Genomic DNA, 25,517 nt, shown 5'->3' with positions numbered 1-25,517 from the left:
ATGCCGATCCTGATCATCACGGGTACCGGCACCGAGGTCGGCAAGACGATCACGACCGCCGCGGTCGCCGCCAACGCGCTCGCGGCCGGCCGGTCGGTGGCCGTGCTCAAGGCCGCGCAGACCGGTGTACGGCCGGACGAGCCCGGCGACGCCGCCGAGGTCGCGCGGCTCGCGGGAGCCGTCACCACGGCGGAACTCGCCCGCTACCCCGAGCCGTTGGCGCCGGGGACCGCCGCGCGGCGCGCCGGGATGACGCCGGTGCGCCCGCAGGACGTCGCCGAGGCCGCCGCCAAGCTGGCCACCGAGCACGACCTGGTCCTGGTGGAGGGCGCGGGCGGCCTGCTGGTCCGCTTCGACCCGGCGGGCGGCACCCTGGCGGACGCGGCCGCGCTGCTGCGCGCACCGGTCCTGGTCGTCACGTCGCCGGGCCTCGGCACCCTCAACACGTCGGAGCTGACGGCACGCGAACTGCGCGCCCGCGGCCTCGACCTGCTGGGCATGGTGATCGGCGCCTGGCCCGCCTCCCCCGACCTGGCCTCCCGCTGCAACCTGGCCGACCTCCCGGACGTCACGGACGCCCCCCTGCTGGGCGCTCTGCCGGAGGGCGCGGCGGCCCAGCAACCCGCCCGCTTCCGTACAGCGGCCCGGAGTTGGCTCGCCCCACGGCTGGACGGGATCTGGAACGCGGAGACGTTCTGCGCCCGGGAAGCGCCCTAGCCGACGGACCGGGGGCTTCAGGAGGTCTTGTCGGCCGGCTCGGGGCGGGTCGGGGCCCTTCGTACGATCGTCGTCCGGCCGGTGTCCGTGGGTCCGTCCGTCAGGGTTCGGATCAGGGCGTGGTCCGGGGACAGTCGGCAGGCCGGGTCCGTGCGGGCGGCGTCGCCGGTGAGGGCGTAGGACTGGCAGCGGCAGCCGCCGAAGTCCTCGTCGCGGCGGTCGCAGCCGCGGCAGGGCCCGGGCATCCAGTCGGTCCCGCGGTAGCGGGTGAAGGCCCGGGAGTGGTCCCAGATCCAGGCCAGCGGGTGGTCGCGGACGTTCGGCGGGTCCAGGTCCGGCAGGGACGCCGCGGCCGGGCAGGGCAGGACGGTGCCGTCCGGGGCGACGGTGAGCGAGACGGCTCCCCAGCCGCCCATGCACGGCTTGGCCACGCCGTCGAAGTAGTCGGGGACGACCCAGACCAGGTCGGGGCCGCCGGGTGTCAGCCGCTTGCGCCATCGCTCGACGGCGGCCTGCGCGCGGGCGAGTTGCGCACGGGTGGGGAGCAGCGCGGCGCGGTTGAGCAGACCCCAGCCGTAGAACTGCGTGTTGGCCAGCTCGATGCGGTCCACGCCCCAGGACAGGCCGAGTTCCACGACGGCGTCGATCGCGTCGAGGTTCTCGCGGTGCAGGACGACGTTCAGGCCGAGCGGGAGGCCGGCGGCCCGTACGAGCGCCGCGGCGCGCTCCTTGTCCGCGAAGGACCGGCGTCCGGCGATCCGGTCGGAGGAGGCGGGATCGGCGTGCTGGACGGAGAGTTGGACGCTGCGCAGTCCGGCGGCGGCGAGCGCGGACAGCCGGGCGCGGTCCAGGCCCACGCCGCTGGTGACCAGCTGGGTGTAGAGGCCGGCGGCCTCGGCCGCGGCAATGATCTCCGCCAGGTCCCGCCGCAACAGCGGTTCGCCGCCCGAGAGATGGGTGTGCACCACGCCCAGCTCGCCCGCCTGGCGCATCACGTCCGTCCACTGCCCGGTGCTCAGCTCGCGCGAACGCCGCGTCAGCTCCAGGGGGTTGGAGCAGTAGCCGCAGTGGAGCGGGCAGGCGTGGGTGAGTTCGGCCAGCAGGGCCCACGGGCGGCCGGGGCCGGGTGCAGGTGCAGGTGCCGCGGGTGCTGGATCAGCCGTGGTCAACGCAGCCAGCCCTCCTTGCGCATGTCGTCCAGGAAGGGCGGCACGTCGGTGGCCACGGGCGTGCCGGGGAAGCGGCCGGCCAGTTCGTCGACGATGTCGCGCACGCTGCGCGTCCCGTCGCACAGGCCGACCACCGCCCCGGCCGCGCCCCGCAGGACGACGACGCGTTCGGGAAGCAGCAGCAGGTCCGTGTCACGGGCGCGGTCGTGCCGCAGCACGATCGCGGGCGCGAGCCGGGGCCGCCAGCCGGCCGCCGCGGTCACGCCTCCCCCCGGCTGCCTGCCTGGTCGACGGCGTCGAGCAGCGACCACAGGACGTCGCACTTGAACCGTAGTGCCGCAACCGCCCGTTCCTGCTCGTCCCGGGTGCGGGCCCAGCCGAGCACCAGGTCGAGCGCCTCCCGGCTGTCGCGCCGCCCCTGGGAGACCCGGGTCCGGAAGTAGGCGAGACCGTCCGCCTCGATCCACGGGTAGTGGCGCTCGAAGGCCTCGATACGGGTGCGCATCAGGTCGGGGGCCGACAGCTCGGTCAGCGACGCGGCGACTGCGTCGAGGGGCGGGCGCAGCCGGCAGAAGTTGACGTATCCGTCGACCGCGAGACGTACGCCCGGGAGTACGTTGTCCGCGCCGAGCAGCGTCCCGCGGTCCAGGCCGGCCGCCTCGCCGAGCCGCAGCCACCGCTCGATGCCGCCCTCGCCCTCCTGCTGCCCGTCGTGGTCCTGGATGCGCCGCAGCCACATCCGGCGCAGCGCGGCCGTCTCCAGCTTCGCGGTGATCAGCGCGTCCTTGACGGGGATGTGGCGCTGGTAGTGGAACCGGTTGGCGATCCAGCGGCGCAGCTCCTCCCGGCTCAGATCGCCGCTGTGCATACGGAGGTTGAAGGGGTGACGGTCGTGATACCGCTCCTCCCCCACCGCCCGCAGCCGCGCCTCGAACTCGGCGGCGCCCCAGGGCTCCGCGAGCGGCGCGGGCGTCAGCAGTGCCGTGGTGCTCACAGGTCGATCACCATCCCGTCGGACGCCACCTCGAGGCCCAGCCGGGCGAGCCGCTTGTGCTCGGGCGCCGCCGGGTCGACAAGGGGGTTGGTGTTGTTGAGGTGCGTGTAGAGGCACCGGGCGGAGAGCCGGGCGAGACGTTCGGCGGTGCCGTTCGGTCCCTCGACGGGCAGATGGCCCATGCCGGTGGCGGTCCGCTCGGAGATGCCCGTACGGCGGGGCTCCTCGTCGTCCCAGAAGGTGCCGTCGACGATGACGCAGTCGGCCTCCTCGGCGGCCTGCTGGAGGCGGTCCGGCCAGGCGGCCAGGGCCGGGGCGTAGAGCGCGGTCGCGCCGGAGACCGGGTCGTAGATCCGCAGGGCGACGACCCAGGCGTCGTCGTCCGGGGCGTCGGCGGCGTAGCGCGGGCGCTTGCCCGACACGGGGATGCCGCTGATCTGCAGGCCCGGCGTGCCGGGGTCCAGCGGTCCGGCGCCGTGCCGCGGCAGCTCGCGCCAGGTCACGCAGGTGTACGGCGCCAGGACGTCGCCGAGGTGCAGCCGGTCCAGCAGCGCCCGGCGGACCGGGGCCGTGGCGACCACCTCGACGCCGTCGGCCTCCCGCAGCCGCGCGATGCCGAGCGTGTGGTCGAGTTCGGCGTCGGTGAGGACCAGTCCGGCGACGGGTGACTGGCGAGGACCTGGTCCGGGGTGCAGTTCGGGCCGGCTCTCGATCTGGTCGCCGATGTCGGGGGTCGCGTTGACGAGGTACCAGCGGCCGTCATGGGTGCGGACGGCCAGGGAGGCGTGGCGGCGGCGCCGGTCCGGATGCGCGCGTGCCCCGCGGCAGCTGGGACACGCGCAGTTCCACTGCGGGATGCCGCCGCCGGCGGCAGTGCCCAGTACCAGCAGCAGCATGGCGCCGGTTCAGCGGGAGCTGAGGGAGTAGGCGGTGACCTCGAGCGCGGTGTCGACGACCTCGTAGGAGGGGGTCTGCCAGGTGGCGCCGTCCGGCTCCTGCGCGGGGGTCTGCTCGACGGGCCTGAGCTGATCGGTGACGTCGTTCATGGTGGGGTCCTTTCCTCAAGGGGTGGTCGTGCGGGGTCACTTGATGGACAGGCGCAGGATCTTGTCCTTGCCGTATCCGGCGTCGCTGGTGCCGATCAGCAGGTCGTCCGTGCCGGGCACCACGGCGAGCGCGCGCAGGCGGCCGTAGACGCCGGGGTAGAAGTCGACCGCGGTGCCGAGGCGGTCGCTGTCGCCGTCGACCGGGATGCGCCACAGCCGCTTGCCGCGCAGGGACGACACGTACAGGACGTTGCGTACGACGGCGATCTGCGCGGGCACGCCCCACTTCGGGGAGAAGACCACCTTGGGATTGGTCATACCCTGCCTGTCGCAGCCGCCCTCGCAGACGGGCCAGCCGTAGTTGCCGCCCGGCTTGATGAGGTTGAGCTCGTCCCAGGTCTGGTCGCCGATCTCCGTCTCCCAGAGGTTGCCGTTGCGGTCCCAGGCGAGGCCCTCGGGGTTGCGGTGGCCGAGGCTGTAGACACGGTCGCCGAACGGGTTGCCCGGCGCGGCGGCGCCCGTCCTCGTGATGCGCAGGATCTTGCCGTTGAGCGACTTGCGGTCCTGGGCGAGCTGCGGCGTGTAGGCGTCGCCGGTGGTGACGTAGAGGTATCCGTCGGGGCCGAAGCGGATCTGGCCGCCGTTGTGGTTGCCGATCCGCTTGATGCCCTTGATCAGCACCTTGTAGTGGCTGAGCGACGTGCCGTCGTAGTCCATCCTGACGACTCGGGTCTCGGTTTTCGTGGTGTGCACGAAGAAGACCTGCTTGTCCTTCTTGCCGTCCCAGGTCGGTGACGGGGCGACGCCGAGCAGGCCGCCGGGGCCGTCGTCGTAGGGCTCGGGGACGGTGTTGGGCACCTCGCCGACCCGGGTCTTCTTCCCGTCGAGGCCGAGCCGGAAGACCTGGTAGTCGAGCCGCTGGGTGACCAGCGCCGAGCGGCCGTCCGGCATGAACGTGATGTCCCAGGGCGTCTGGTAGCCGGTCGAGAAGGTGCTGATCGCGGACGGGCCGCCGCCGTCGGCGGGGCCGGTGGCGGCGGTGGCCGTGGCCGGGCCGGTGGTGGACGCGAGCAGCGCGGCCGACGCGGCGAGGGCGCCGAGGACGGACCTTGACGGACGCCGCCTCGAGCGGCCTGGCACTGGCATGTCGACACCCTTCGTCGTTTCCTCGTGCGAGCTGTCGCGAAGGGAAGACTATTTCCGTTTTGTCCTTGTGCTCCGCATTGAAATCATGCCGATGAGTGCCTGATCTGCCATTCGGACGAGCGGATGGGGGCGTCATCGGACCGGGTCGCCGTCACCGAGCAGCCTGACCAGCTCGATCCGTGCGCGGATACCCAACCGGGCGAACACGCCGCGCAGATGGTGGTCGATGGTGCGTGGGCTGAGGGCGAGGCGGGCGGCGATCTCGCGATTGGTGGCACCGTCGGCGGCCATGCGGGCGATCAGGAGCTGCTGGGCCGTGAGCCGGGCGGTGGGGTCGTCGCCGGTGCGGGCTGGGACGGCGGGCGCCCCCAGCGCGCGGAGCTCGGCGCGGGCCTGCGCCGCGCAGTGCGGCGCGCCGAAGCAGTCGAACGCCTCCAGGGCGCTGTGCAGCCGGTCCCGGGCCTCGGTACGGTGCCGCAGCCGGCGCAGCGCGCCGCCGAACAGGAGCTCCGTGCGGGCCCTTTCGAAGTCGCGGGCCCCGCGGGCATGCAGGTCGAGAGCCGTGCGGTAGTGCTCGACGGCCTCGGCGCCGGGCGCGAGCAGGGCCCGGCAGCGGGCGCTCAGGGCCAGGTCGTCGGGGCTGCGCACGGTGCTCGCCCAGCGGTCGTAGTCGGCGTGGGCGGCCCGGGCGACTCGGGTGTCGCCGGTGCGGACGGCGGCCTCGACGTAGTGCGGGGTGGCGAGGTGGCGCACGGCCCGGTGGCCGTGGCCGGGGCCGAAGCCGGCCAGGGCGCGCAGCCGGGCCGCGGCGCCTGCGTAGCGGCCGCTCGCGAGGTCGAGGAAGGCGAGCGCCCACTGCGCGAGCGCGGCGGGCAGGCCGAGCCCCCGGGCCAGCGCGTACGACCGTGCGGCCGCGGCGCGTTCGCGGCAGGCGTCCTCGTCGCCGGTGACCGCCGCGAACATGGCGAGGGCGGCCCGCAGATGGCAGGCGCCGTTGTCGTGGCCGGTGGCGTGGGCCTGCCGGAGGGCGTCCGCGGCGGTGGCGGCGCCCGCGTGCGGGCGCCCGGTCCAGAAGTCGGCGTAGGCGCGGAACTCCAGGGCCTGGGCCACGGCGGCGGTCGTGCCCCGCGCCCGGGCCGCGGTGGCAGCCCGGGCCGTGAGGGCGGCGGCGCGGGTGTCGTCGCCGAGCAGGAGGGCCGCGATCCCGGCGTGCACGAGCCGGGTGGGTTCGGTGGGGTCGCCGCCGGGCCCGCACCGCCCGGCCGCCGCCTCCAGCAGCTCCCGCGCGTCCCCGTAGCGGCCCTCGAAGGCGGCGGCCAGCCCGGTCAGGGTGGCGGGTGCCGCGATCCCCAGCCGGGAGGCGACCGCGGCCGCCTCCCGGCAGCGGCCCAAGTCGCCCGTGTAGACGGCGACTTCGGTGGCGCTGGCGAGCAGGTGGGCGGCGGACTCCGGGCCGCCGTCCTGGGCGGCGGCCGTCAGCAGCGGGTCGAAGGCCTCCGTCGCGTTGCCCGCGCGCAGCGCGAACAGGCCGGTCAGGGCGTCGTCGGCCGGAGCGCCGGGCGACAGCCTGCGGGCGCGGTCGGCGTCGCCCGCGTCCCAGGCGTACGCGGCCGCGAGGGTGCGCAGCCGGGACTGCTCGAGCGGATCGGGGCAGAGCGTGGCGGCGCGCTCCAACAGGGCTCGGGCCAGCACGAGTTGGCCGCCGGTGCGAGCCTGTTCCGCGGCCGTGCGCAGCTCCGCCGCCAGGCGGCCGCTCGGGCCGAGGGCGCCCGCCGCCCGGTGCCAGGAGCGGCGGGGCGTCTCGCCGGCGCCGTGCAGGACGCGGGCCAGCAGGCGGTGGACGTCACGGCGGTCCGCCGGGGAGCCGGTCTCGTAGGCGGCGATCCTGGTCCAGGCGTCGCGGAAGACGACACCGCCCGCTCCCGCGTGCGCCACCCCTGCCGCCTCGGCTGCCTCCAGCGGGCGGGTGTCCAGGCGGACGGCCGCGACCGCGCGCAAGAAGGCATGGGTGGCGACCGGGTACTGGTCCGCGGCGGCGAGGAGCAGCAGGAGCCGGGTGCCGTCCGGCAGGGACCGGATCTCCGCGCGCAGCGAGCGCAGCAACCGCGGTGCCTGCTCGGCGGGTTCGACGGGGAGCGGGTCGAGCCCGGCCGACTGGCGGTCGGTGAGCCGCGCCGCGAGTTCGGCGGCGGCGCGCGGATCGCCGTACACGGCGTGCAGGGCCCGTGCGCGGACGCCCTCGGGAAGGGCGGGCGCCGTGCGCCGCGGTGGCGAAGTGCGGTCGAGGGGTGGGGGGTTCACCGGAGTCACCACACAACTGACGTTACTGGCGGGTTACTTGAACCGTAAAGACTGGCGATGTCACCGATGCGTCGCGCGTAGACCCGCTCCGAAACTCCTGACCAACCCACCCGTGTCAGGAGGCACCATGCAGCGCCACAAGCGTCGTATCGCCACGGCACTCTCGGCCGCGGCCGCATCGCTCCCGCTGTCCCTCTCGCTGTCCGCCGCCCCCGCCCAGGCGGCGGCCCACGACCCGATCGTCTTCGTGCACGGCCTGAGCAGCGACTCCAGCAGCTGGAACGACTGGATCGCCGACTTCGAGGCGGACGGCTACACGTCCTCCCAGCTCGACGCGTGGTCGTACGACTGGGGCCAGTCCAATGTCACGACGGCGCAGCAGCTGGCCACCGAGGTCAGGAACGTGCTGGCCAGGACCGGTGCGTCGAAGGTCGACATCGTCTCCCACTCGATGGGTGCGCTCGGCTCGCGCTACTTCCTGAAGAACCTCGGCGGAACGTCGTACGTCGACGACTTCGTCTCGGTGGCCGGCGTCAACCACGGCACGTCCGTCGCCTCGTGGTGCGCCTGGCTCTACACGTCCTGCAAGGAGATGCAAACCGGAAGTTCGTTCCTGACCTCGCTCAACTCCGGTGACGAGACACCGGGCGGCGTGTCCTACGCGAGCTACTGGTCGGACTGCGACGAGGCGGTCGTCCCGAACAGCTCGGCCCTGCTGAGCGGCGCCACGAACGTCGACGCCGGCTGCATCGCGCACACCGACATGAACAACGACCACGGCGTCTTCGAGCAGGTCCGCGCCTTCGTAGGCTGAGCCGGCCGGCCGGGTCCGGCCGGGTCCGGGTGACGGGCAGGGGTGCGCGGGGCCGCCACGGGGGAGAATCGCGGTAAGGAACGTCCTGCGAGGGAGGTCCCATGCCGCTGCGGTCCCCCGGCTCCACCAAGGTGGCGCGCGATCCCGTGCACCACCCGCTGTTCGCCCGCTGCTACGCACGGATCAGCGTGCGGGCCGAGACCCGGATGGGGATGGGCGCCGTCCGCGAACGCCTCCTGTCCGGGCTGTCCGGACGGGTGATCGAGATCGGCGCGGGCAACGGCCTGAACTTCGCGCACTACCCGGGCACCGTCTCGGAGGTCGTGGCGATCGAACCGGAGCGCAGGCTGCGGCAGTTGGCCGTGGAGGCCGCTCTGCGCAGCGAGGTGCCGGTGGACGTCGCACCGGGCACCGCCGAGGCCCTGCCCGTCAAGAGCGAGGCCTACGACGCTGCGGTGGTCTCGCTGGTGCTGTGCAGCGTGCGCGACGTCCCGCGCGCGCTCGCCGAGGTGCGGCGGGTGCTGCGGCCCGGCGGGACGGTCCGGTTCTTCGAGCACGGCCGGGGCGGCGGCCGGATCATGCACCTCACCCAGCGCGCCCTGGACCGCACGGTGTGGCCACCGCTCAACGGCGGCTGCCACGTGGGCCGGGACCCGATCGCCGCCCTGCGCGAGGCCGGGTTCGAGCTCGGTCCCTACCGGCGCACGATGATGCCCGAGACCGGACCGGCCCTGCCGACCTCGTACTGCGTGCTGGGCACGGCCTGGCGGCCGGAGTCCCGGGACCCGGCCGCCGGGGTGTGATCAGACGGTCGTCCACCCGCGCAGCTCGGCGGCGATGTCCTGCACCGTCGCGTCGCCCCGCTTGACCAGCCGGGCCAGATCGCGGACCTGCACGGGCGAGGTGGCCACCTTCAGACCGCTGGCGACCAGGTAGGCGTACGCCACGGCGGAGGCGAACAGCGCGTTGGAGCGCTCGAGCGCCGGGACGTGGATGAGGAGCTGGAGCAGCGCGGCGGCGCGCGCGTGGGGGCTGTCGTAGACGGGGACGTCGAATATCTCCGCCTCGTGGCGCGCGACGGCGGCGATCAGGGCACCCCAGTCGGTGACCTGGGGGTCCCCGGGCGTCTTCTGTTCGGCGAGCATGAGGAGCCAGGCGAGGTCGATGCTGAGATGACTCAAGGGATCAGTGACGACCTTCGCTGCGTCCGGACGTGCGGTCGGCCTCGAACTCCTCGGCGAACACGGCCTCGTACTGCTTCATGAAGTCGGCGGCGGCCTCCACGAAGGTGTGGCCCACCTCGCCGGTGTCCTGCCTGACCAGCTCTTCTATGTAGCGATTGACGCTCATGCCGCGGGCCAGGGCGCGTTCGCGTGCGGCGCGGGCCGTGTCCTCGTCCACACGCACGTTCAACTGGGTCTTCGCCATACCTAAAAGCTAGCGCCGAGGTGCTAGCAGGGGCAAGTGGTCCTCCCCCGGAACTCCCGCATTTCCCCCGCACTCCTCCCGCGGGTGGAGCGTGCCCCTTACATCGGTATCAGGGGCACGACCTGGGGTGGAGACGGACCTGCCCTCACGGTGGATTCCGGGTGTGGGCCCGCTCACACTAGGCTCGGCGCGACGAGGGAGTCGCACGTCCAGGTGAGCGAGGAGGCAGCTTTGTCCACATCAGCTGCGGAGCACGTCCCGGGCCATGCGCCGGCCGGCGGGATCGCGGCCCGCGCCCGCGGCCTGACCAAGGCGTACGGCTCGGGCGAGACGACCGTGCTCGCCCTCGACTCGGTGGACGTGGACATCGCGCGCGGCCGCTTCACCGCGGTCATGGGGCCCTCCGGCTCGGGCAAGTCCACGCTGATGCACTGCCTGGCGGGGCTCGACACCGTGTCGGCCGGCCAGGTGTGGCTCGGCGACACCGAGATCACCGGGCTCAAGGACCGCGAGCTGACCCGGCTGCGCCGGGACCGGATCGGCTTCATGTTCCAGTCGTTCAACCTGATCCCGACGCTGAACGCGGCCGAGAACATCACCCTGCCCATGGACATCGCGGGCAAGAAGCCCGACGAGAAGTGGCTGGACCAGGTCATCGACACCCTGGGGCTGCGCGACCGGCTCAAGCACCGGCCCGCGCAGCTCTCCGGCGGCCAGCAGCAGCGCGTGGCCTGCGCACGGGCGCTGGCCTCCCGCCCGGAGCTGATCTTCGCGGACGAGCCCACCGGCAACCTCGACTCACGCGCCGGCCTGGAGGTCCTCGGCTTCCTGCGGGAGGCGGTGGACCAGCTCGGCCAGACCGTCGTCATGGTCACCCACGACCCCGGCGCCGCCGCCCACTCCGACCTGGTGCTCTTCCTCGGGGACGGCCGGATCGTCGACGAGACGGAGCGGCCGACGGCCGAGGCGGTGCTGGAGCGGATGAAACGCTTCGACGTGATCCGCGGCCAGGTCGAGGCGGACGGCGCACCGGCGGTCGAGGAGGGCTGACGCCGTGCTCAAGGCAACGCTGAGGAGCTTCCTGGCCCACAAGGGCAGGCTGCTGCTGTCCGCGCTCGCGATCATCCTGTCGGTGGCGTTCGTCGCGGGCAGCCTGATCTTCTCCGACACGGTCACCCGCACCTTCGACCGGCTGTTCGCCTCCACCTCCGCCGACGTGACGGTGGAGCCGAGGCAGGACCTCAAGTCCCAGGTGCCCACCGGCCAGGCGCAGACCGTGCCCGCCGCGCTCGCGCAGCGGCTGGCGAAGATCCCCGGGGCCGGCTCGGTGCACGCCGACGTCAGCGTGCAGAACATCACCGTCGTCGACAGCAGGAACAAGTCGGTGGGGCCGACCACGGGCGCGCCGACCATCGCCTCCGACTGGTACGTCACCAGCCGCAGCCCGGTCGCGCTGACCTCGGGCGACTCCCCGCAGAGCGCCGACGAGGCCCTGCTGGACGCCGACACCGCCGACAAGAAGCACGTGAAGATCGGCGACACCCTGACCGTGCTCGCACAGCCGGGCACCTTCAAGGTCCGCATCGTCGGCATCGCCACCTTCAAGACGACCAACCCCGGTGCCGCCCTGGTCTTCCTCGACCCGAAGAGCGCGGCGAGCCGGCTGCTGGGGTCGCCGGACCGGGCCACCAGCATCGAGGTGAACGCGGCCAAGGGCGTGAGCGACGCCCAGCTCAAGAGCCGCGTCACCGCCGCGATCGGCACCCGCACCTACGACATCAAGACGGCCGACGAACAGGCCAAGTCGGCCGCCGCCGACCTCGGCGGCTTCCTCGACGTCATCAAGTACGTGATGCTCGGCTTCGCCGGGATCGCCGTCCTGGTCGGCGTCTTCCTGATCGTCAACACCTTCTCCATGCTGATCGCCCAGCGCACCCGTGAACTGGGCCTGCTCCGGGCGCTCGGCGCCGACCGGCGGCAGGTGCGGCGGTCGGTGCTCACCGAGGCGATCCTGCTCGGTCTGGTCGGCTCGACGCTGGGCCTGGCGGCCGGCATCGGGCTCGCCGCCGGGCTGATCAAGCTGATGAGCACGTTCGGGATGAACCTCAAGACCACGGAGATGGTGGTCGGCTGGAGCACCCCCGTGGCGGCCTACGTCGTCGGGATCGGCGTCACCTTCGTCGCGGCCTACCTGCCGGCCCGCCGCGCGGCGGGCGTCTCCCCGATGGCCGCCCTCGCCGACGCCGAGATCGCCGGGATCGGCAAACCGCTCAGGACGCGGGCGATCGTCGGCTCGGTCGTCGGCCTGCTCGGAGCGGCCGCCCTGGCCGGCTGCGCAGCGGCGACGAAGACGGCCTCGTCCGCCTCGCTGCTGGGCCTGGGCGTGGTCCTCACCCTCATCGCGACCGTGATCGCCGGACCACTCCTGGTCCGCCCGGTCATCCGGGTGCTGGGCGGCGCCTTCCCGGCCCTGTTCGGCTCGATCGGCCGGATGAGCCAGCGCAACGCACTGCGCAACCCCCGCCGTACCGGCGCCACCGCGGCCGCGCTCATGGTCGGCCTCGCCCTGGTCGGCGGCATGTCGGTGGCCAGCGCCTCGATGTCCAAGTCCTTCGACCAGCAGATCGACAAGACGCTCGGCGCCGACTTCGTGATCCAGAACAGCAACTTCGTGCCGTTCACGCAGGAGGTCACCGACGCGGTCCGCAGCACCGAGGGCGTCGGTCTCGTCGTACGGCAGCGGTTCGCGCCGGTCGCCGTACGGCTGCCGGACGGCAAGCGCGTCGAGACCACCGCGGCGGGCTACGACAACGGCGTGGACGACGTCGCGCACGTGACCTACGCGGCCGGCAACACGGCGGCCGCGCTGGCGCCCGGCAGCCTCGGCATGGACCGCGGCTTCGCCAATGACCACCACGTGCGCGTCGGCAGCACGCTGCCGGTCGAGTTCCCCGGCGGGCGGCGGACCACGCTGAAGGTCGGCGCCCTCACCGACCAGGACAACAGCAACGGCTTCGGCATGCAGGGCGGACTGTTCTTCGGGATCTCCACGGTCGAGAAGTACGTGCCCGGCGGCCAGGACTCCGCGCTGTACGTCGACAAGTCCGCCGGCACCGGCGCCGACCAGCTGCGCAAGAACCTCGACCGCACGCTCAAGCCGTATCCGCAGGTCCAGGTGCGCGACCAGGCCGACTACAAGAAGCTGGTGCACGACCAGATCGCCGTGCTGCTCTACCTCGTCTACGCCCTGCTCGGGCTGGCGATCATCATCGCGGTGCTCGGCGTGGTCAACACCCTCGCCCTGTCGGTCGTGGAGCGCACCCGCGAGATCGGGCTGCTGCGGGCCATCGGACTCGCCCGGCGGCAGCTGCGCCGGATGATCCGGCTGGAGTCGGTCGTGATCGCGGTCTTCGGCGCGGTGCTCGGGCTCGCCCTGGGTCTCGTCTGGGGCGTGTGCACCCAGCAGGTGCTGGCGCTCCAGGGCATGAAGGCGCTGGCGATCCCGTGGCCCACGATCGTCGCGGTGGTGATCGGCTCGGCGGTGGTGGGCATCGTGGCGGCGCTGCTGCCCGCGTTGCGTGCATCCCGCATGAACGTGCTGGCGGCCATCGCGCACGAGTGATGGAATCGCGGCGGACGCTCATGTCACACGCAGGTGAGGAGAGTTCATGCCGCGCCCGTTCCGCTTCGGTGTCAGCCTGACGAGTCCCGCGCCCGCCGGGGAGTGGCGCGCCAAGTGCCGCCGGGCCGAGGAGCTCGGCTACGACGTGATCCACGTGCCCGACCACCTCGGCATGGTCGCGCCGTTCCCGGCACTGGTCGCCGCGGCGGCGGTGACCGAGCGGCCGAGGCTGGGCACCTTCGTGCTCAACACGGGCTTCTGGAACCCCGCGTTGCTGGCCCGTGAGGTGGCCACGACGGACGCCCTGACCGGCGGACGGCTGGAGCTCGGACTCGGCACCGGCTACGTCCGCTCCGAACACGACACGGCCGGGCTGCCGTTCGGCTCCCCGGGCGAGCGCGTGGACCATCTGCGGCGCACCATCGAGGAGTTGGACCGGCTGCTCGGCTCCGACGACCACCTGCCGCGGCCGGTGCAGAAACCGCGCGTGCCGCTGATGATCGGCGGCAACGGCGACCGGATGATGCGACTCACCGCGGAACACGCCGACATCGCGGCGTTCACGGGTGCGCGTCTGGTGCCGGGGAGCACGACCGGGCGCCTTGCGCCGGTCGCTCCCGGGGAGCTCGAGGAGAGCGTGGCGCGCTACCTGCGGCTGGCCGAGGGGCGAGAGGAACCCGCCGAACTGAACCTGCTCGTGCAGCAGGTGGCCGTGACGGACGACCGCGCGACCGCGGTCCGGCCGCTCGCCGAGCGGGTGGGCTCGACCGTCCAGGAGGCACTGGACCTGCCGATCCTCCTGGTCGGCACGGTCGACCAGATCGTCGCTCAGGTCGTGGCCCAGCGCGAGCGGTACGGCTTCACGTATCTGACGGTCCTGGAGCCGTACATGGAGGCGTTCGCGCCGGTCGTCGCGGAGCTGGGCGGGCACGCCGTCCCGCACGCGGGCGGCCTGTGACGGCCCCGGTCCGGATGCTGGAATTCCGGGTCGGCCACCGGACCGCGTGATGGGATCGCGGCATGAGTGATCTTCGTATACGTGCCGCGACGCCCGCCGACGTCGACACCGTCCTCGCCTTCTGGAGGACGGCCGCCGAGGGCACCAGCATCAGCGACGACCGGGCGGGCGTGCAGCGACTGGTCGAGCGGGACCCGGAGGCCCTCGTGCTCGCCGAGCGGGACGGCGAGCTCGTCGGCACGGTGATCGCCGGCTTCGACGGCTGGCGCTGCCATCTGTACCGGCTGGCCGTGCACCCGGGGCGGCGGCGGCAGGGCATCGGTTCGGCGCTGCTCGCCGCCGCGGAGGAGCGGCTCGTACGGCTCGGCGGGCGGCGCGGGGACGCGATGGTGCTGGTGCGCAACGAGAGGGCGCACCATGCCTGGCGCGCCGCGGGGTACACACCCGAGGAGCACTGGCGGCGCTGGGTGAAGCCCCTCACCGACTGACCGACTTTGCTCATCCTTTACCATTGGAGGACCTTCCTGTCCTCCCCGCGAGGACCACCCGGTCCTGCATGAAAGGTGTGAGCGTCCGCCCATGGGCGAACCCCCCAGTAGTCCGCGCACCGCACGACACCGCGCGTTCCTCCCTCCCCTGCCCGACGATGGGACGGAGGTGACCCGATGACCGAAGTGCTCCTCCTGCTGGTGGCGATCCTGCTCTCGCTCGCCTGTGGCGCCTTCGTCGCGGCCGAGTTCTCCCTGACCACGGTCGAGCGCGGCGAGCTCGAACGAGCCGCGGAGCGCGGCGAGCGGGGCGCGTCCGGCGCCCTGAAGGCCGTACGGAACCTGACCTTCCAGCTCTCCGGCGCCCAGCTCGGCATCACCGTCACCAACCTGGTCGTCGGCATGCTCGCCGAACCGTCCGTCGCCCGGCTGATCGCGGGGCCGCTGGAGGCCCTGGGCATCTCCGCCTCGGCGGCGAGCACCCTCGCGCTGGTGCTCGGCACCGCGCTGTCCACCGTGTTCCTGATGGTCGTGGGCGAGCTGGTGCCCAAGAACTGGGCGATCTCCTCGCCGCTGCCCGTGGCCAAGCGGGTGGGCAACGCCCAGCGCTGGTTCAGCGCGGCCTTCCGCCCCTTCATCAGCCATCTCAACAACACCGCGAACCGCGTGGTGCGCCGCTTCGGCCTGGAGCCCACCGAGGAGCTGGCCTCCGCCCGCGGCCCCAAGGAACTGGCGGCCCTGGCCCGGCACTCCGCCAAGGAGGGCGCCCTGGAGCCCGACACCGCCGAGCTGTTCGTGCGGACGCTCAACCTCGCCGACCTCACCGCGGAGAACGTGATGACGCCGCGCGTGCAGGTCATCGCCCTCGACGTGCAGGCGACCTGCGAGGACGTGGCGAACGCGACCCGGGCGACCGGGCTGTCCCGGTTCCCGGTGTACCGCGGCACCCTCGACGCGGTCGTGGGCACCGCGCACATCAAGGACGTGCTCGCGATACCCGCCGAGCGCCGCACCCGCACCCTCGTCTCCGAGCTGATGCGCGAGCCGCTCCTGGTCCCGGAGACGCTCACCGTCGACCGGCTGCTGGACCGGCTGTCCGGCAAGCGCACCATGGCCGTCGTCATCGACGAGTACGGCGGCACCGCCGGCGTGGCCACGCTGGAGGACATCGTCGAGGAGGTCGTCGGCGAGGTGCGGGACGAGCACGACCCGCACGAGACGCCCGACCTGGCACCCGCGGGCAGCGACGACGAGGGCCACGCGCTGTACTCGGCCGACGGTTCGGCGCGCGTGGACCAGCTCGCACGCGTCGGGCTCCGGGCCCCCGAGGGGCCGTACGAGACGCTGGCCGGTCTCGTCGCGGCAGAGCTCGGCCGGATCCCGGCCGTGGGCGACCGCGTGGAGGTCGCCGGGTGGCGGCTGGACGTCGTGGACGCGTCGGGGCGCCGGGCCGCCCGGGTCGTGCTGCACGCACCGTTCGACGACGAGACCGGGCCCATGGCCGGGACCGGCCGGAGGGACGGGCAGCAGGAAGATCGGAAGGACGGGCGGAAGGACGAACAGGGGGACGCCCGATGACCGCCGTACAGCTGCTGATCGGTTTCGCGACCCTCGTCGTCAACGCCTTCTTCGTCGGCGCCGAGTTCGCGCTGATCTCCGTGCGCCGGTCGCAGATCGAGCCGTACGCGGAGGACGGCGACCGGCGTGCCAGGAGCGTCCTGTGGGGGCTTCAGCACGTGTCCGCGCTGCTGGCGGCCGCCCAGCTCGGCATCACGCTGTGCACGCTGGTCCTCGGTGTGGTCGCGGAGCCGGCCATCGCGCATCTGCTGGAGCCGGTCTTCCACGCGGTCGGCGTGTCCGAGAGCGCGGGGCACGTGGTGTCCTTCGTCATCGCGCTGACCCTGGCGACGTATCTGCACATGCTGCTCGGCGAGATGGTGCCGAAGAACATCGCGCTCGCCGAACCGGTGCGCAGCGCGCTGCTGCTCGGCCCGCCGCTGGTCGCCCTGTCCCGGGCGCTGCGCCCGGTGATCTTCGCGATCAACGCCTTCGCCAGCGCACTGCTGAAGCTGCTGCGGGTGGAGACCAAGGACGAGGTCGCGGCGACCTTCTCGGACGCCGAACTGGCCCGGATCGTGCGGGACTCCGGTGAGGCGGGCCTGATCGACGAGCGCGCCCGGGAGCGGCTGCACGACGCGCTGGAACTGGGCCGGCGCCCGGTGCGCGACGTGGTCCTGCCGCTGGAAGGCGTGGTCCACGCGCGCGTGGGCGTCACACCGGACGAGCTGGAGCGGCTGTCGGCCAGGTCGGGCTTCTCCCGGTTCCCGGTGGTGGACGAGGGGCGCCGCATCGTCGGCTATCTGCACGTCAAGGACGCGCTGGACGCTCCCGGCCGGGACGTGCCGTTCCGCGTGGACGACATGCGGCCCATCGCCCGCGTCCGCGCGAGCACCCCCCTGGACGACGTCCTCACGGCCATGCGCGGCACCCGCACCCACCTGGCAGCGGTCCTCGACGACGACGGCCGCATGGCCGGCCTGGTGACGATGGAGGACGTATTGAGGGAGCTGTTCGGGCAGCGGGCGTGAGGGGGCCTGTCCGGGCGGCCGGGAGTGACGTGAGCTGCCCGGGCAGCGGGCCTGAAGGGCCCATCCAGGCGGCCGACGAGACATGAGCTGCCCGGGCAGCGGGCCTGAAGGGCCCATCCGGGCGGCCGACGAGACATGAGCCGTCCGGGCAGCGGGCGTGACGTGAGCTGCCCGGCCGGTGGGCGGCGTGAGCACGGCGGCGTGAGCACGACGGCGGGAGCGAGGGGCCGACCGACCGTGCTCACCGACCTCCCCCGCGGCCCACGCGCACGCACCCGATCCGGTGACCACGGCCGAACCTCCAGCGAGAGCCGATCGGGCAGCGGGCGGCGGGCATGAGGTGGCCTTTCCGGGCGGCCGGCGTGACGCGAGCTGCCCGGGCGGTGAGCGGCGTGAGCACGGCGGCGAGGGCCACGGGACCGACCGACCGCGCGCGCCTCCCCCCGGCGGCCGCACACACCCGGCCCGGTGGCCACGGCCGAACCTCCAGCGGGAGCCGATCAGGCAGCAGGCCTGAGCCCTGCGGAGGGAGCGGACGGGCCGACCGACCGGCGGGTATGGAGGCGGGTTACCATCGCTCTCGCCATGCAGAAGAACCCCACGCACACCAGCCTGGTCGCGGTCGGCGACTCCTTCACCGAGGGCATGTCGGACCTGCTGCCGGACGGCTCCTACCGCGGCTGGGCCGACCTCCTCGCCGGCCGGATGGCGGCGGTCACCCCCGGCTTCCGGTATGCCAACCTCGCCGTCCGCGGCAAGCTGATCAAGCAGATCGTCGACGAGCAGGTCGACGTCGCCGCGGCCATGCGGCCCGACGTGATCACCCTGGTGGGCGGCCTCAACGACACCCTGCGGCCCAAGTGCGACATGGACCGCGTACGGGGCCTGCTGACCGAGGCCGTGGAGCGGCTGGCCCCGGCCTGCGGGCAGCTGGTGCTGATGCGCAGCCCGGGCCGCCGCGGCCCGGTCCTGGAGCGCTTCCGGCCGCGCATGGAGGAGCTGTTCGACCACGTCGAGGAGCTGGCCGGCCGCCACGGCGCGCTGGTCGTCGACCTCTACGGCGCACCCTCGCTCGGCGACCCCCGCCTGTGGGACGTCGACCGGCTGCACCTGACGGCCGAGGGGCACCGCCGGGTCGCGGAGGCGGTCTGGCAGAAGCTCGGCTACGCACCCGAGGACGCCGACTGGCACACGCCGATGGCGATGACACCGCCTCCGGGATGGGCCAGCCGGCGGGTGGCGGACGTCCGCTTCGCCCGGCAGCACCTGCTGCCGTGGATCGGCCGCCGCCTCACGGGCCGCTCCTCCGGCGACGGAATGCCGCCCAAGCGCCCCGAACTGCTGCCTTACGAGGGCCCCGCGGCCTAGCGTCGTGACCACACGGGTGACCAACGTCAGGGGCCGCATCCACGAGTGGGGCCCCCGGCTCGAACACGCCCCCGCCGACCTCGTCTACGTCGGCCGCCGCTGGACCATGGGCGGCTGGGACCTCCCCCGGCACCCGCTGTACAACCCCTTCGCCTACGACACCCCCGGGCGCCGCCGCGACGGCACCCGCGCCGAGGTGATGGCGATGTACCGGGCGTACCTGCTGGAGCACCCCGAACTGCTGGACCTGATCCCCGGCCTGCGCGGCCGCACACTGGCCTGCTGGTGCGCACCCGAGCTGTGCCACGCGTACGTCCTGGCGGAGCTGGCCGACTCCCACCAGCCGTGACACAGGTCTCGTAGCTTCCGACGAAGGGGGGCGCGGCGCTGGCCTGCACGAATCGCCAGTAGAATCCATCCACGTGACTTCTGCGCCCGCCAAGCCCCGCATCCCGAACGTCCTCGCCGGACGCTACGCCTCCACCGAGCTCGCCACGCTCTGGTCGCCCGAGCAGAAGGTGAAGCTGGAGCGGCAGCTCTGGCTCGCCGTGCTGCGGGCCCAGAAGGACCTCGGCATCGAGGTGCCGGACGAGGCGATCGCCGACTACGAGCGTGTCCTCGGCACCGTCGACCTGGCCTCCATCGCCGAGCGCGAGAAGGTCACGCGGCACGACGTGAAGGCCCGCATCGAGGAGTTCAACGACCTCGCCGGGCACGAGCACGTGCACAAGGGCATGACCTCCCGCGACCTCACCGAGAACGTCGAGCAGCTGCAGATCCGGCTCTCGCTGGAGCTGATGCGCGACCGCACGGTGGCCGTGCTGGCCCGGCTGGGCAAGCTGGCGGGCGAGTACGCCGAGCTGGTCATGGCCGGCCGCTCGCACAACGTCGCCGCGCAGGCCACGACGCTCGGCAAGCGGTTCGCGACCGCCGCCGACGAGCTGCTCGTCGCGTACGGCCGGGTCGGGGAGCTGCTCGGCCGCTACCCGCTGCGCGGCATCAAGGGCCCGGTGGGCACGGCGCAGGACATGCTGGACCTGCTGGGCGGCGACGCCGCGAAGCTCGCCGAGCTGGAGGACCGGATCGCCGGGCACCTGGGCTTCTCACAGGCGTTCACCTCGGTCGGCCAGGTCTACCCGCGCTCGCTGGACTACGAGGTCGTCACCGCCCTGGTGCAGGTGGCCGCGGCGCCCTCGTCGCTGGCCAAGACGATCCGGCTGATGGCCGGGCACGAGCTGGTCACCGAGGGCTTCAAGCCCGGCCAGGTCGGCTCCTCGGCGATGCCGCACAAGATGAACACGCGCTCCTGCGAGCGCGTCAACGGCCTGATGGTGATCCTGCGCGGCTACGCCTCGATGACCGGCGAGCTGGCGGGCGACCAGTGGAACGAGGGCGACGTGTCCTGCTCGGTGGTGCGCCGCGTGGCCCTGCCCGACGCGTTCTTCGCGCTGGACGGCCTGCTGGAGACGTTCCTGACCGTGCTGGACGAGTTCGGCGCCTTCCCCGCGGTGATCGCGCGCGAGCTGGACCGCTACCTGCCGTTCCTCGCCACCACGAAGGTGCTGATGGGCGCGGTGCGCTCGGGTGTCGGCCGCGAGGTCGCGCACGAGGCGATCAAGGAGAACGCCGTCGCCACGGCGCTCGCCATGCGCGAGCAGGGCGCGGAGCGCAACGACCTGCTCGACAAGCTGGCGGCCGACGAGCGGCTGCCGCTCGGCCGCGAGCAGCTGGCGGCCCTGATGGCCGACAAGCTGTCCTTCACGGGCGCGGCCGCCGCCCAGGTCGGTGTCGTCGTCGGCCGCGTCGAGGAGATCGTCAAGCAGCACCCGGATGCCGCGGGCTACACGCCGGGGGCGATCCTCTGACCCGCTTCACCCAGGCGGAACTGGAGGCCGCTCGCGACCGTCTCGTCCCGGACGTGGCCGCGGACGGCCTCCATGTGCTCTTCTGCGGCATCAACCCCGGGTTGATGACGGCCGCGACGGGCCACCACTTCGCCCGGCCCGGCAACCGGTTCTGGCCGGTGCTGCACCTGTCCGGGTTCACGCCGAGGCTGCTGAAGCCGTCCGAGCAGCAGGAGCTGCTGTCGTACGGGCTGGGGATCACGAACGTCGTGGCGCGGGCGACCGCGCGGGCCGACGAGCTGACCGCCGAGGAGTACCGCGAGGGCGGTCGGCAGCTGGCGCTGAAGGTCGCGCGGCTGCGTCCGCGCTGGCTGGCCGTGGTCGGAGTGACCGCCTACCGGGCGGCCTTCGACGACCGCAAGGCGCAAGTCGGGCCCCAGGAACGGGTGATCGGGGACTCGCGGGTGTGGGTCCTGCCCAACCCGAGCGGCCTCAACGCACACTGGACGGCGGCGACGATGGCGGAGGAGTACGGACGGCTGCGTGCGGCGGCGGAGGCGTGACCGCTCAGTGCGGGTCCACGTCCGAGACGGCGACAAGCAGCCGGACCTCGGCCTCGGGGTCGGTGTCCGCCACGGTGATGATGATCCAGCGGCCGCGGGCGTTCTCCCAGCCCCGCAGCTCCACCGCCTCGTGGGCGAGTCGCGCCCAGGGATCGGGTATCTCCTCGCCGCGGCTGACGCGCTCCTGGAGCGTCCCGGTCCCCCAGCGGGCCGCCGCTCCTCGCCTGGAGGTCAACTGCTCGGTGAGGGCTTCCTCCAGGGCGTAGACGTCCTCCGCCGTCAGGCGGCCGTCCGCGCACTCACGGCCGCTCACCGCTAACTCGACCGTGTCGGGACCGGGCTCGCCCACGTCCCGGTCCCACAACTCGTCGACGAGGGCGAGGCACTTCGCGATGTCCATGTGATCCAGTAAAGCGGGTGCCACTGACAATTGGCGGTCCGTCAGGCGTCCCCGCACCGCGCGCTCCGCGGGCCGGTCGGTGTGTCGGTCACCCCTGGCACTCGCCGGGGTCCCCCCTGCCGAGTACCATCCGGCCAACACGCGCACGAGCTGGGAGGACGGGACCTTGGGGCAGCTGACCGGCGGGGATCCCTCACTGCTGCGAAGGATCAACTCCGCGGTGGTGCTGCACGCGCTGCGCGCCACCGACGCGGCGACACTGACCGAGATCACCCGGGTGACCGGGCTGTCCCGGCCGACAGTCGAGGGCGTGGTCGAGGGCCTCATCGAAGCGGGCTACGTCGTCGAGAAGGCGGCCGACGAGAGCCTCGTACGGCGCCAGGGGCGGCCCGCCCGGCGCTTCCGGTTCCGGGCCGAGGCCGGGCATCTGCTGGGCCTGGACATCGGCTCCCACCGCGTCGCCGCGCTGCTGGCCGACCTCGACGGCCGGGTGCTCGGCTCGGCGAGCAAGGACGTCGACGAGTCGGCGCCCGCCGAGGAGCGCCTGGACCGGGCGCGCACGACGGTCGCGGAGCTGCTGCGCCGGGCCGGGGTCTCCCGCGGCTCGCTGCGCGCCGTGGGCGTGGCCTCGCCGGGGATCGTCGAGGCCGACGGCACGGTGCGGCTGTGCGCGGCGCTGCCGGAGTGGACCGGTCTGGCCCTCGGCGAGCGGCTGAGCCGGTCCTTCAAGTGCCCGGTGCTGGTGGAGAACGACGCCAACGCCGCCGCGGTCGCGGAGCACTGGAAGGGCGCGGCCACCGAGTCCGACGACATCGTGTTCGTGCTCGCCGGACTGAGCCCGGGTGCGGGCTCGCTGATCGGCGGACAGCTGCACCGCGGCTACGGCGGGGCGGCCGGCGAGATCGGCGCGCTGCACCTGCTGGGCCGCGAGGTGACGCCCGAGACGCTGCTGTCCACCACGGACGAGCCCCTGCATCCGCTCGACGAGCAGGCCGTCGCCGAGGTCTTCGCGCAGGCCCGCGAGGGCGACCAGCGGGCCCTGGCGGCCGTGGAGCGCTTCATCCAGCGGCTCGTGCACGACGTGGCCGCCCTGGTGCTGGCGCTCGACCCGGAGCTGGTCGTGGTCGGCGGCTGGGCGTCCGGCCTGGACGGCGTACTGGACCCGCTGCGCCGCGAGTTGGCGCGCTACTGCCTGCGCCCGCCGAACGTGGCCCTGTCGCTCCTCGGAGAGGCCGCGGTGGCGACCGGCGCGCTGCGGCTCGCCCTGGACCACGTGGAGGAGCAGCTGTTCGCGGTGGAGGGCACGGTGACGGCGCGCCGCTGAGGGGCGGCGCACAGCGCTGTGCCCCGGAGCGGCTCCGGGGCACAGGGGGCGATGCAGGGGGTCAGGACGCCTGGCGCTCGGGTCCCTGGTGGATCTCCACGCCGCCCGAGTCGCCGAAGGTCAGTCGGCAGGTGTCCGCGCGGTACGTGGCGACGGACAGCGCGGCGGTGCGTCCCTCGGTGAGGAAGCTGGTGGTGACGACGAGGACGGGCGCCCCCGGCAGCCGGTCCAGTTCCTTCGCGTCGTCGGCGCGCGCCGAGCCGAGTTCCACGGAGCTGTCGCGGCGCTCCAGCTCCAGCCGGTGCAGCTCGCGCAGCACCGCACGCGCGCGTGCCGGACCGGACGGCGCGTCTATGGCCGACAGGTCGGGCACCGACGAGGCCGGGATGTAGAGCAGCTCGGCGGCGACGGTCTGGCCGTGCGACGTACGGGAGCGGCGGACGACGTGGACGGCCTCGTCCGGGGCGATCTCGAGCGCCGCGGCGACGGCGGCGGGCGCGGCCGCCTGCGCGCAGTCGACGGTCTGCCAGACGTCGTCGGCGCCCCCCGGCCAGGCGTGCTGCTCCGTGCCGACCGCGACGCCCACGCGCGGCGGGGCGACGGTCGTGCCGACACCGCGGCGGCGCTGCAGCCTGCCCTCCAGCTCGAGCTGCTCCAGGGCCTGGCGGAGCGTGGCCCGGGCGACGCCGAAGCGGGCCGCCAGGTCGCGTTCGTTGGGCAGGATCTCGCCCACGGAGAACTCGGAATCCAATGCCTCGCTGAGCACGGTCTTCAGGTGCCAGTACTTCGGTTCCGGCACCGACTCCAACTGCGTGGTCCCCACCCTGTCCTCCGCAATCGCCGTGATCCGGCGGCGTTTTAGCGCCCTTGTTTATTAAAGGTTGTTGCACTTATCAGCGACCATAGGGCGGCCCAAACCCTTGGTCAAGACCAATCCTCGATCCCGGTGGGCGCGGCACGGGGCGCCCGCCGCGCAGCGTTCACACGGCGTTCGTAACGGAGCTGCCCGCTCCGCTCTAGGAGGCGGCCAGGGAGAGCAGCTTGTCCGGGTTGCGGATGATGTAGACCGCCTGGATGCGGCCGTCGTAGATGTCCACCTGGAAGACGCTGTCGGGCTTGCCCGCGGACAGGACGACGACCGCGATGCCGCCGTTGAGTTCCACGAACTCGAACGTCGGGTCCGGCACGCCCTTCTGGGCGGCGCCGACAAGGAAGCGGCCCACCTTGTCGGAGGTCTCCAGCACGCGCAGCGGGGCGCGCGACTTGCCGCCGCTGTCGCCCACGAGGCGCACGTCGGGCGCGAGCAGGGCCATGAGCCCCTCCAGGTCGCCGCCGCCCGCGGCGGCGAGGAACTGTTCGGTCAGCTCACGGCGCCGGGCGGGGTCGACCTCGTAGCGCGGCCTGCGCTCGTCGACGTGCTTGCGGGCCCGTCCGGCGAGCTGGCGCACCGCCGCCTCGCCGCGGTCGAGCATGGCGGCGATGTCCGCGTACGGGTAGCCGAAGGCCTCCCGGAGCACGAAGACCGCCCGCTCCAGCGGTGACAACGACTCCAGGACGACGAGGACGGCGAGTGAGACGGAGTCGGCGAGCACGGCGCGCTCGGCGGTGTCCGGGACGTCGTCCCCGAAGTCGGTCAGGTACGGCTCGGGCAGCCACGGGCCGACGTACGCCTCGTTGCGGGCCTTGACCTGGCGCAGCCGGTCGATGGCCAGCCGCGTGGTGATGCGCACCAGGTAGGCGCGCGGTTCGCGGACGTCGCCGCGGTCCGCGCCGGACCAGCGCAGCCAGGCCTCCTGGACCACGTCCTCCGCGTCGGCCACCCTGCCGAGCATGCGGTAGGCGACTCCCATCAGGACGGGGCGGTGCTCTTCGAAGACGTCGGTCTCGGTGTCGGTGGTCACGCCTCCATCCCATGCGACGCGTGCGGCCATGTCCAGGAGAATTCCGCGTGTTCCGGAGCAGAATGGCCCGCGGGCCGCCGGTGGTCGGCGGCGAAGGTGCGGAGGCGACCATGCGGTACGCGGTGCTCGGAACGGGCGTGGTGGGACGGACGCTCGGCGGCAAGCTGGTGGAACTCGGCCATGAGGTGACACTCGGTTCACGCGCCAAGGACAATCCGGCCGCCCTGGAGTGGGCGCGCGCGACCGGCGCGGGGGCGCGGGCCGGCACCTTCGAGGAGGCGGCCTCGCCCGCGGAGGTGGTCATCACGGCCGTCGGCGGCCGGGTGACGCTCGCGGCGCTGGAGGCGGCCGGGGCGGCGAACCTCGACGGGAAGATCGTCGTCGACGTCTCCAACCCCATCGCGTTCGAGGACGGGCAGGTGCAGCTGGACCCCGTCGGCTCGGACAGCGTGGGCGAGCAGGTGCAGCGCGCGTTCCCGCACGCGCGCGTGGTGAAGACGCTCAACACCGTCAACTGCGACGTGATGGTGCAGCCCTCCCTGGTCCCCGGCGAGCACCAGATCTTCGTGTGCGGGGAGGACGCGGACGCCAAGGAGCAGGTCACCGGCATGCTCGGCGAGTTCGGCTGGCCCGCGCACCGGGTGCTCGACCTGGGCGGCATCGTGGCCTCGCGCGGTGTCGAGATGTACCTGCCGGTGTGGCTGGACCTCATGCGCCGGTTCGGGACGCCGCACTTCAACATGGAGTTCCGCCTGGGGCGTTGACGTCCCGGGGGCTACCCGTCGGTAGCATTTGCTGACAAGCTGTCTACAGCGCGTCCGTCAGCGAGCCCCAGACGAGGAGCAC

At 73.2% G+C, this 25,517-nt stretch carries 27 protein-coding genes; 15 read left to right on the top strand and 12 right to left on the bottom strand.

The window, feature by feature from the left end; all coding sequences use genetic code 11:
- Positions 1-717, top strand: coding sequence for a dethiobiotin synthase (gene bioD / locus ACFU97_RS28765; RefSeq protein ID WP_384262157.1), 717 nt, complete (start codon positions 1-3; stop codon positions 715-717).
- Between the two features lie 17 nt (positions 718-734).
- Here bioD and pqqE read toward each other — a convergent pair whose 3' ends face one another.
- The 7 genes from pqqE to ACFU97_RS28730 all read right to left on the bottom strand — a co-directional run bounded on the left by pqqE (position 735) and on the right by ACFU97_RS28730 (position 7,382).
- Positions 735-1,886 carry a pyrroloquinoline quinone biosynthesis protein PqqE gene (pqqE, locus tag ACFU97_RS28760; protein ID WP_384262154.1) on the bottom strand — a complete coding sequence of 384 codons (1,152 nt, stop codon included), beginning with the start codon at positions 1,884-1,886 and terminating at the stop codon, positions 735-737.
- Positions 1,883-2,149 carry a pyrroloquinoline quinone biosynthesis peptide chaperone PqqD gene (pqqD, locus tag ACFU97_RS28755; protein ID WP_384262151.1) on the bottom strand — a complete coding sequence of 89 codons (267 nt, stop codon included), beginning with the start codon at positions 2,147-2,149 and terminating at the stop codon, positions 1,883-1,885. The genes pqqE and pqqD overlap by 4 nt, the downstream gene beginning before the upstream one ends.
- The gene (pqqC, locus tag ACFU97_RS28750; RefSeq protein ID WP_384262148.1) at positions 2,146-2,880 is read right to left on the bottom strand and encodes a pyrroloquinoline-quinone synthase PqqC; all 735 of its coding nucleotides are present in this window, start codon (positions 2,878-2,880) and stop codon (positions 2,146-2,148) included. Before pqqC ends, pqqD begins: the two co-directional genes overlap by 4 nt.
- Positions 2,877-3,776, bottom strand: a complete 900-nt coding sequence (gene pqqB / locus ACFU97_RS28745; protein WP_384262145.1) for a pyrroloquinoline quinone biosynthesis protein PqqB — start codon at positions 3,774-3,776, stop codon at positions 2,877-2,879. The genes pqqC and pqqB overlap by 4 nt, the downstream gene beginning before the upstream one ends.
- A gap of 9 nt (positions 3,777-3,785) precedes the next feature.
- Positions 3,786-3,926: a pyrroloquinoline quinone precursor peptide PqqA gene (gene pqqA, locus ACFU97_RS28740; protein ID WP_384262143.1), complete on the bottom strand. Its 141-nt coding sequence runs from the start codon at positions 3,924-3,926 to the stop codon at positions 3,786-3,788.
- 36 nt (positions 3,927-3,962) lie between these two features.
- Complete coding sequence (locus ACFU97_RS28735; RefSeq protein WP_384262140.1) at positions 3,963-5,072, bottom strand: PQQ-dependent sugar dehydrogenase; 1,110 nt, start codon at positions 5,070-5,072, stop codon at positions 3,963-3,965.
- Positions 5,073-5,204: 132 nt separating this feature from the next.
- Positions 5,205-7,382, bottom strand: a complete 2,178-nt coding sequence (locus ACFU97_RS28730; RefSeq protein ID WP_384262388.1) for a LuxR C-terminal-related transcriptional regulator — start codon at positions 7,380-7,382, stop codon at positions 5,205-5,207.
- A gap of 118 nt (positions 7,383-7,500) precedes the next feature.
- Here ACFU97_RS28730 and ACFU97_RS28725 point away from each other — a divergent pair, with 118 nt between their 5' ends.
- Together ACFU97_RS28725 and ACFU97_RS28720 are read left to right on the top strand one after the other, a co-directional pair.
- Positions 7,501-8,187, top strand: a complete 687-nt coding sequence (locus ACFU97_RS28725) for an esterase/lipase family protein (protein WP_384262137.1) — start codon at positions 7,501-7,503, stop codon at positions 8,185-8,187.
- A 101-nt stretch (positions 8,188-8,288) separates the two neighbouring features.
- Positions 8,289-8,990 carry a class I SAM-dependent methyltransferase gene (locus ACFU97_RS28720; protein WP_384262134.1) on the top strand — a complete coding sequence of 234 codons (702 nt, stop codon included), beginning with the start codon at positions 8,289-8,291 and terminating at the stop codon, positions 8,988-8,990.
- On the opposite strand, the gene ACFU97_RS28715 is transcribed toward ACFU97_RS28720, so the two are convergent.
- Positions 8,991-9,368, bottom strand: coding sequence for a fic family toxin-antitoxin system, toxin component (locus ACFU97_RS28715; protein WP_384262131.1), 378 nt, complete (start codon positions 9,366-9,368; stop codon positions 8,991-8,993).
- Between the two features lie 4 nt (positions 9,369-9,372).
- Positions 9,373-9,615 (bottom strand): toxin-antitoxin system HicB family antitoxin, encoded by a 243-nt coding sequence (locus ACFU97_RS28710; protein ID WP_384262128.1) that lies wholly within the window; start codon positions 9,613-9,615, stop codon positions 9,373-9,375.
- Between the two features lie 231 nt (positions 9,616-9,846).
- Here ACFU97_RS28710 and ACFU97_RS28705 point away from each other — a divergent pair, with 231 nt between their 5' ends.
- From ACFU97_RS28705 to mug, 10 genes are all read left to right on the top strand, one after another.
- Positions 9,847-10,665 carry an ABC transporter ATP-binding protein gene (locus tag ACFU97_RS28705; protein ID WP_384262125.1) on the top strand — a complete coding sequence of 273 codons (819 nt, stop codon included), beginning with the start codon at positions 9,847-9,849 and terminating at the stop codon, positions 10,663-10,665.
- A gap of 4 nt (positions 10,666-10,669) precedes the next feature.
- The gene (locus tag ACFU97_RS28700; RefSeq protein ID WP_384262122.1) at positions 10,670-13,237 is read left to right on the top strand and encodes an ABC transporter permease; all 2,568 of its coding nucleotides are present in this window, start codon (positions 10,670-10,672) and stop codon (positions 13,235-13,237) included.
- 46 nt (positions 13,238-13,283) lie between these two features.
- The gene (locus ACFU97_RS28695; RefSeq protein ID WP_384262119.1) at positions 13,284-14,195 is read left to right on the top strand and encodes an LLM class F420-dependent oxidoreductase; all 912 of its coding nucleotides are present in this window, start codon (positions 13,284-13,286) and stop codon (positions 14,193-14,195) included.
- A 62-nt stretch (positions 14,196-14,257) separates the two neighbouring features.
- Entirely contained in the window at positions 14,258-14,683 is a 426-nt protein-coding gene (locus ACFU97_RS28690; protein WP_384262116.1) for a GNAT family N-acetyltransferase, read from the top strand.
- A gap of 177 nt (positions 14,684-14,860) precedes the next feature.
- A complete protein-coding gene (locus ACFU97_RS28685; protein WP_384262112.1) occupies positions 14,861-16,261 on the top strand; it encodes a hemolysin family protein in 1,401 nt (466 codons plus the stop codon).
- Positions 16,258-17,271 (top strand): hemolysin family protein, encoded by a 1,014-nt coding sequence (locus tag ACFU97_RS28680; RefSeq protein ID WP_384262109.1) that lies wholly within the window; start codon positions 16,258-16,260, stop codon positions 17,269-17,271. The genes ACFU97_RS28685 and ACFU97_RS28680 overlap by 4 nt, the downstream gene beginning before the upstream one ends.
- Before the next feature lie 585 nt (positions 17,272-17,856).
- Positions 17,857-18,639, top strand: a complete 783-nt coding sequence (locus tag ACFU97_RS28675) for an SGNH/GDSL hydrolase family protein (protein WP_384262106.1) — start codon at positions 17,857-17,859, stop codon at positions 18,637-18,639.
- 4 nt (positions 18,640-18,643) lie between these two features.
- Positions 18,644-18,988, top strand: coding sequence for a DUF4326 domain-containing protein (locus tag ACFU97_RS28670; RefSeq protein WP_384262103.1), 345 nt, complete (start codon positions 18,644-18,646; stop codon positions 18,986-18,988).
- A 73-nt stretch (positions 18,989-19,061) separates the two neighbouring features.
- The gene (purB, locus tag ACFU97_RS28665; protein ID WP_384262100.1) at positions 19,062-20,504 is read left to right on the top strand and encodes an adenylosuccinate lyase; all 1,443 of its coding nucleotides are present in this window, start codon (positions 19,062-19,064) and stop codon (positions 20,502-20,504) included.
- Positions 20,501-21,046 carry a G/U mismatch-specific DNA glycosylase gene (gene mug / locus ACFU97_RS28660; protein WP_384262385.1) on the top strand — a complete coding sequence of 182 codons (546 nt, stop codon included), beginning with the start codon at positions 20,501-20,503 and terminating at the stop codon, positions 21,044-21,046. Before purB ends, mug begins: the two co-directional genes overlap by 4 nt.
- A 4-nt stretch (positions 21,047-21,050) precedes the next feature.
- On the opposite strand, the gene ACFU97_RS28655 is transcribed toward mug, so the two are convergent.
- A complete protein-coding gene (locus tag ACFU97_RS28655; RefSeq protein WP_384262097.1) occupies positions 21,051-21,446 on the bottom strand; it encodes a hypothetical protein in 396 nt (131 codons plus the stop codon).
- A gap of 166 nt (positions 21,447-21,612) precedes the next feature.
- Between ACFU97_RS28655 and ACFU97_RS28650 the strand changes: the two genes are divergently transcribed.
- Positions 21,613-22,770: an ROK family transcriptional regulator gene (locus ACFU97_RS28650; RefSeq protein ID WP_384262094.1), complete on the top strand. Its 1,158-nt coding sequence runs from the start codon at positions 21,613-21,615 to the stop codon at positions 22,768-22,770.
- A gap of 61 nt (positions 22,771-22,831) precedes the next feature.
- Here ACFU97_RS28650 and ACFU97_RS28645 read toward each other — a convergent pair whose 3' ends face one another.
- The gene (locus tag ACFU97_RS28645; RefSeq protein ID WP_384262092.1) at positions 22,832-23,593 is read right to left on the bottom strand and encodes a GntR family transcriptional regulator; all 762 of its coding nucleotides are present in this window, start codon (positions 23,591-23,593) and stop codon (positions 22,832-22,834) included.
- 193 nt (positions 23,594-23,786) lie between these two features.
- Positions 23,787-24,671, bottom strand: a complete 885-nt coding sequence (locus tag ACFU97_RS28640; RefSeq protein WP_384262089.1) for an RNA polymerase sigma-70 factor — start codon at positions 24,669-24,671, stop codon at positions 23,787-23,789.
- A 110-nt stretch (positions 24,672-24,781) separates the two neighbouring features.
- On the opposite strand from ACFU97_RS28640, the gene ACFU97_RS28635 reads away from it, so the two are divergent.
- Entirely contained in the window at positions 24,782-25,435 is a 654-nt protein-coding gene (locus tag ACFU97_RS28635) for an NADPH-dependent F420 reductase (protein ID WP_384262383.1), read from the top strand.
- Positions 25,436-25,517 lie beyond the last annotated feature (82 nt).

The sequence above is a fragment of the Streptomyces sp. NPDC057616 genome (assembly GCF_042800575.1).
In the GTDB taxonomy this organism is placed as follows: domain Bacteria; phylum Actinomycetota; class Actinomycetes; order Streptomycetales; family Streptomycetaceae; genus Streptomyces.
Note: the sequence above shows the minus strand (reverse complement) of the source record. Positions and strands in the feature narration are given on the sequence as shown.

Coding starts and splice junctions, on each gene's coding strand:
- bioD (WP_384262157.1), top strand. CDS start 1: ATGCCGATCCTGATCATCACGGGTACCGGCACCGAGGTCGGCAAGACG.
- pqqB (WP_384262145.1), bottom strand. CDS start 3,776: ATGCTGCTGCTGGTACTGGGCACTGCCGCCGGCGGCGGCATCCCGCAG.
- pqqA (WP_384262143.1), bottom strand. CDS start 3,926: ATGAACGACGTCACCGATCAGCTCAGGCCCGTCGAGCAGACCCCCGCG.
- ACFU97_RS28735 (WP_384262140.1), bottom strand. CDS start 5,072: ATGCCAGTGCCAGGCCGCTCGAGGCGGCGTCCGTCAAGGTCCGTCCTC.
- ACFU97_RS28725 (WP_384262137.1), top strand. CDS start 7,501: ATGCAGCGCCACAAGCGTCGTATCGCCACGGCACTCTCGGCCGCGGCC.
- ACFU97_RS28720 (WP_384262134.1), top strand. CDS start 8,289: ATGCCGCTGCGGTCCCCCGGCTCCACCAAGGTGGCGCGCGATCCCGTG.
- ACFU97_RS28710 (WP_384262128.1), bottom strand. CDS start 9,615: ATGGCGAAGACCCAGTTGAACGTGCGTGTGGACGAGGACACGGCCCGC.
- ACFU97_RS28695 (WP_384262119.1), top strand. CDS start 13,284: ATGCCGCGCCCGTTCCGCTTCGGTGTCAGCCTGACGAGTCCCGCGCCC.
- ACFU97_RS28690 (WP_384262116.1), top strand. CDS start 14,258: ATGAGTGATCTTCGTATACGTGCCGCGACGCCCGCCGACGTCGACACC.
- ACFU97_RS28685 (WP_384262112.1), top strand. CDS start 14,861: ATGACCGAAGTGCTCCTCCTGCTGGTGGCGATCCTGCTCTCGCTCGCC.
- ACFU97_RS28680 (WP_384262109.1), top strand. CDS start 16,258: ATGACCGCCGTACAGCTGCTGATCGGTTTCGCGACCCTCGTCGTCAAC.
- ACFU97_RS28675 (WP_384262106.1), top strand. CDS start 17,857: ATGCAGAAGAACCCCACGCACACCAGCCTGGTCGCGGTCGGCGACTCC.
- ACFU97_RS28655 (WP_384262097.1), bottom strand. CDS start 21,446: ATGGACATCGCGAAGTGCCTCGCCCTCGTCGACGAGTTGTGGGACCGG.
- ACFU97_RS28635 (WP_384262383.1), top strand. CDS start 24,782: ATGCGGTACGCGGTGCTCGGAACGGGCGTGGTGGGACGGACGCTCGGC.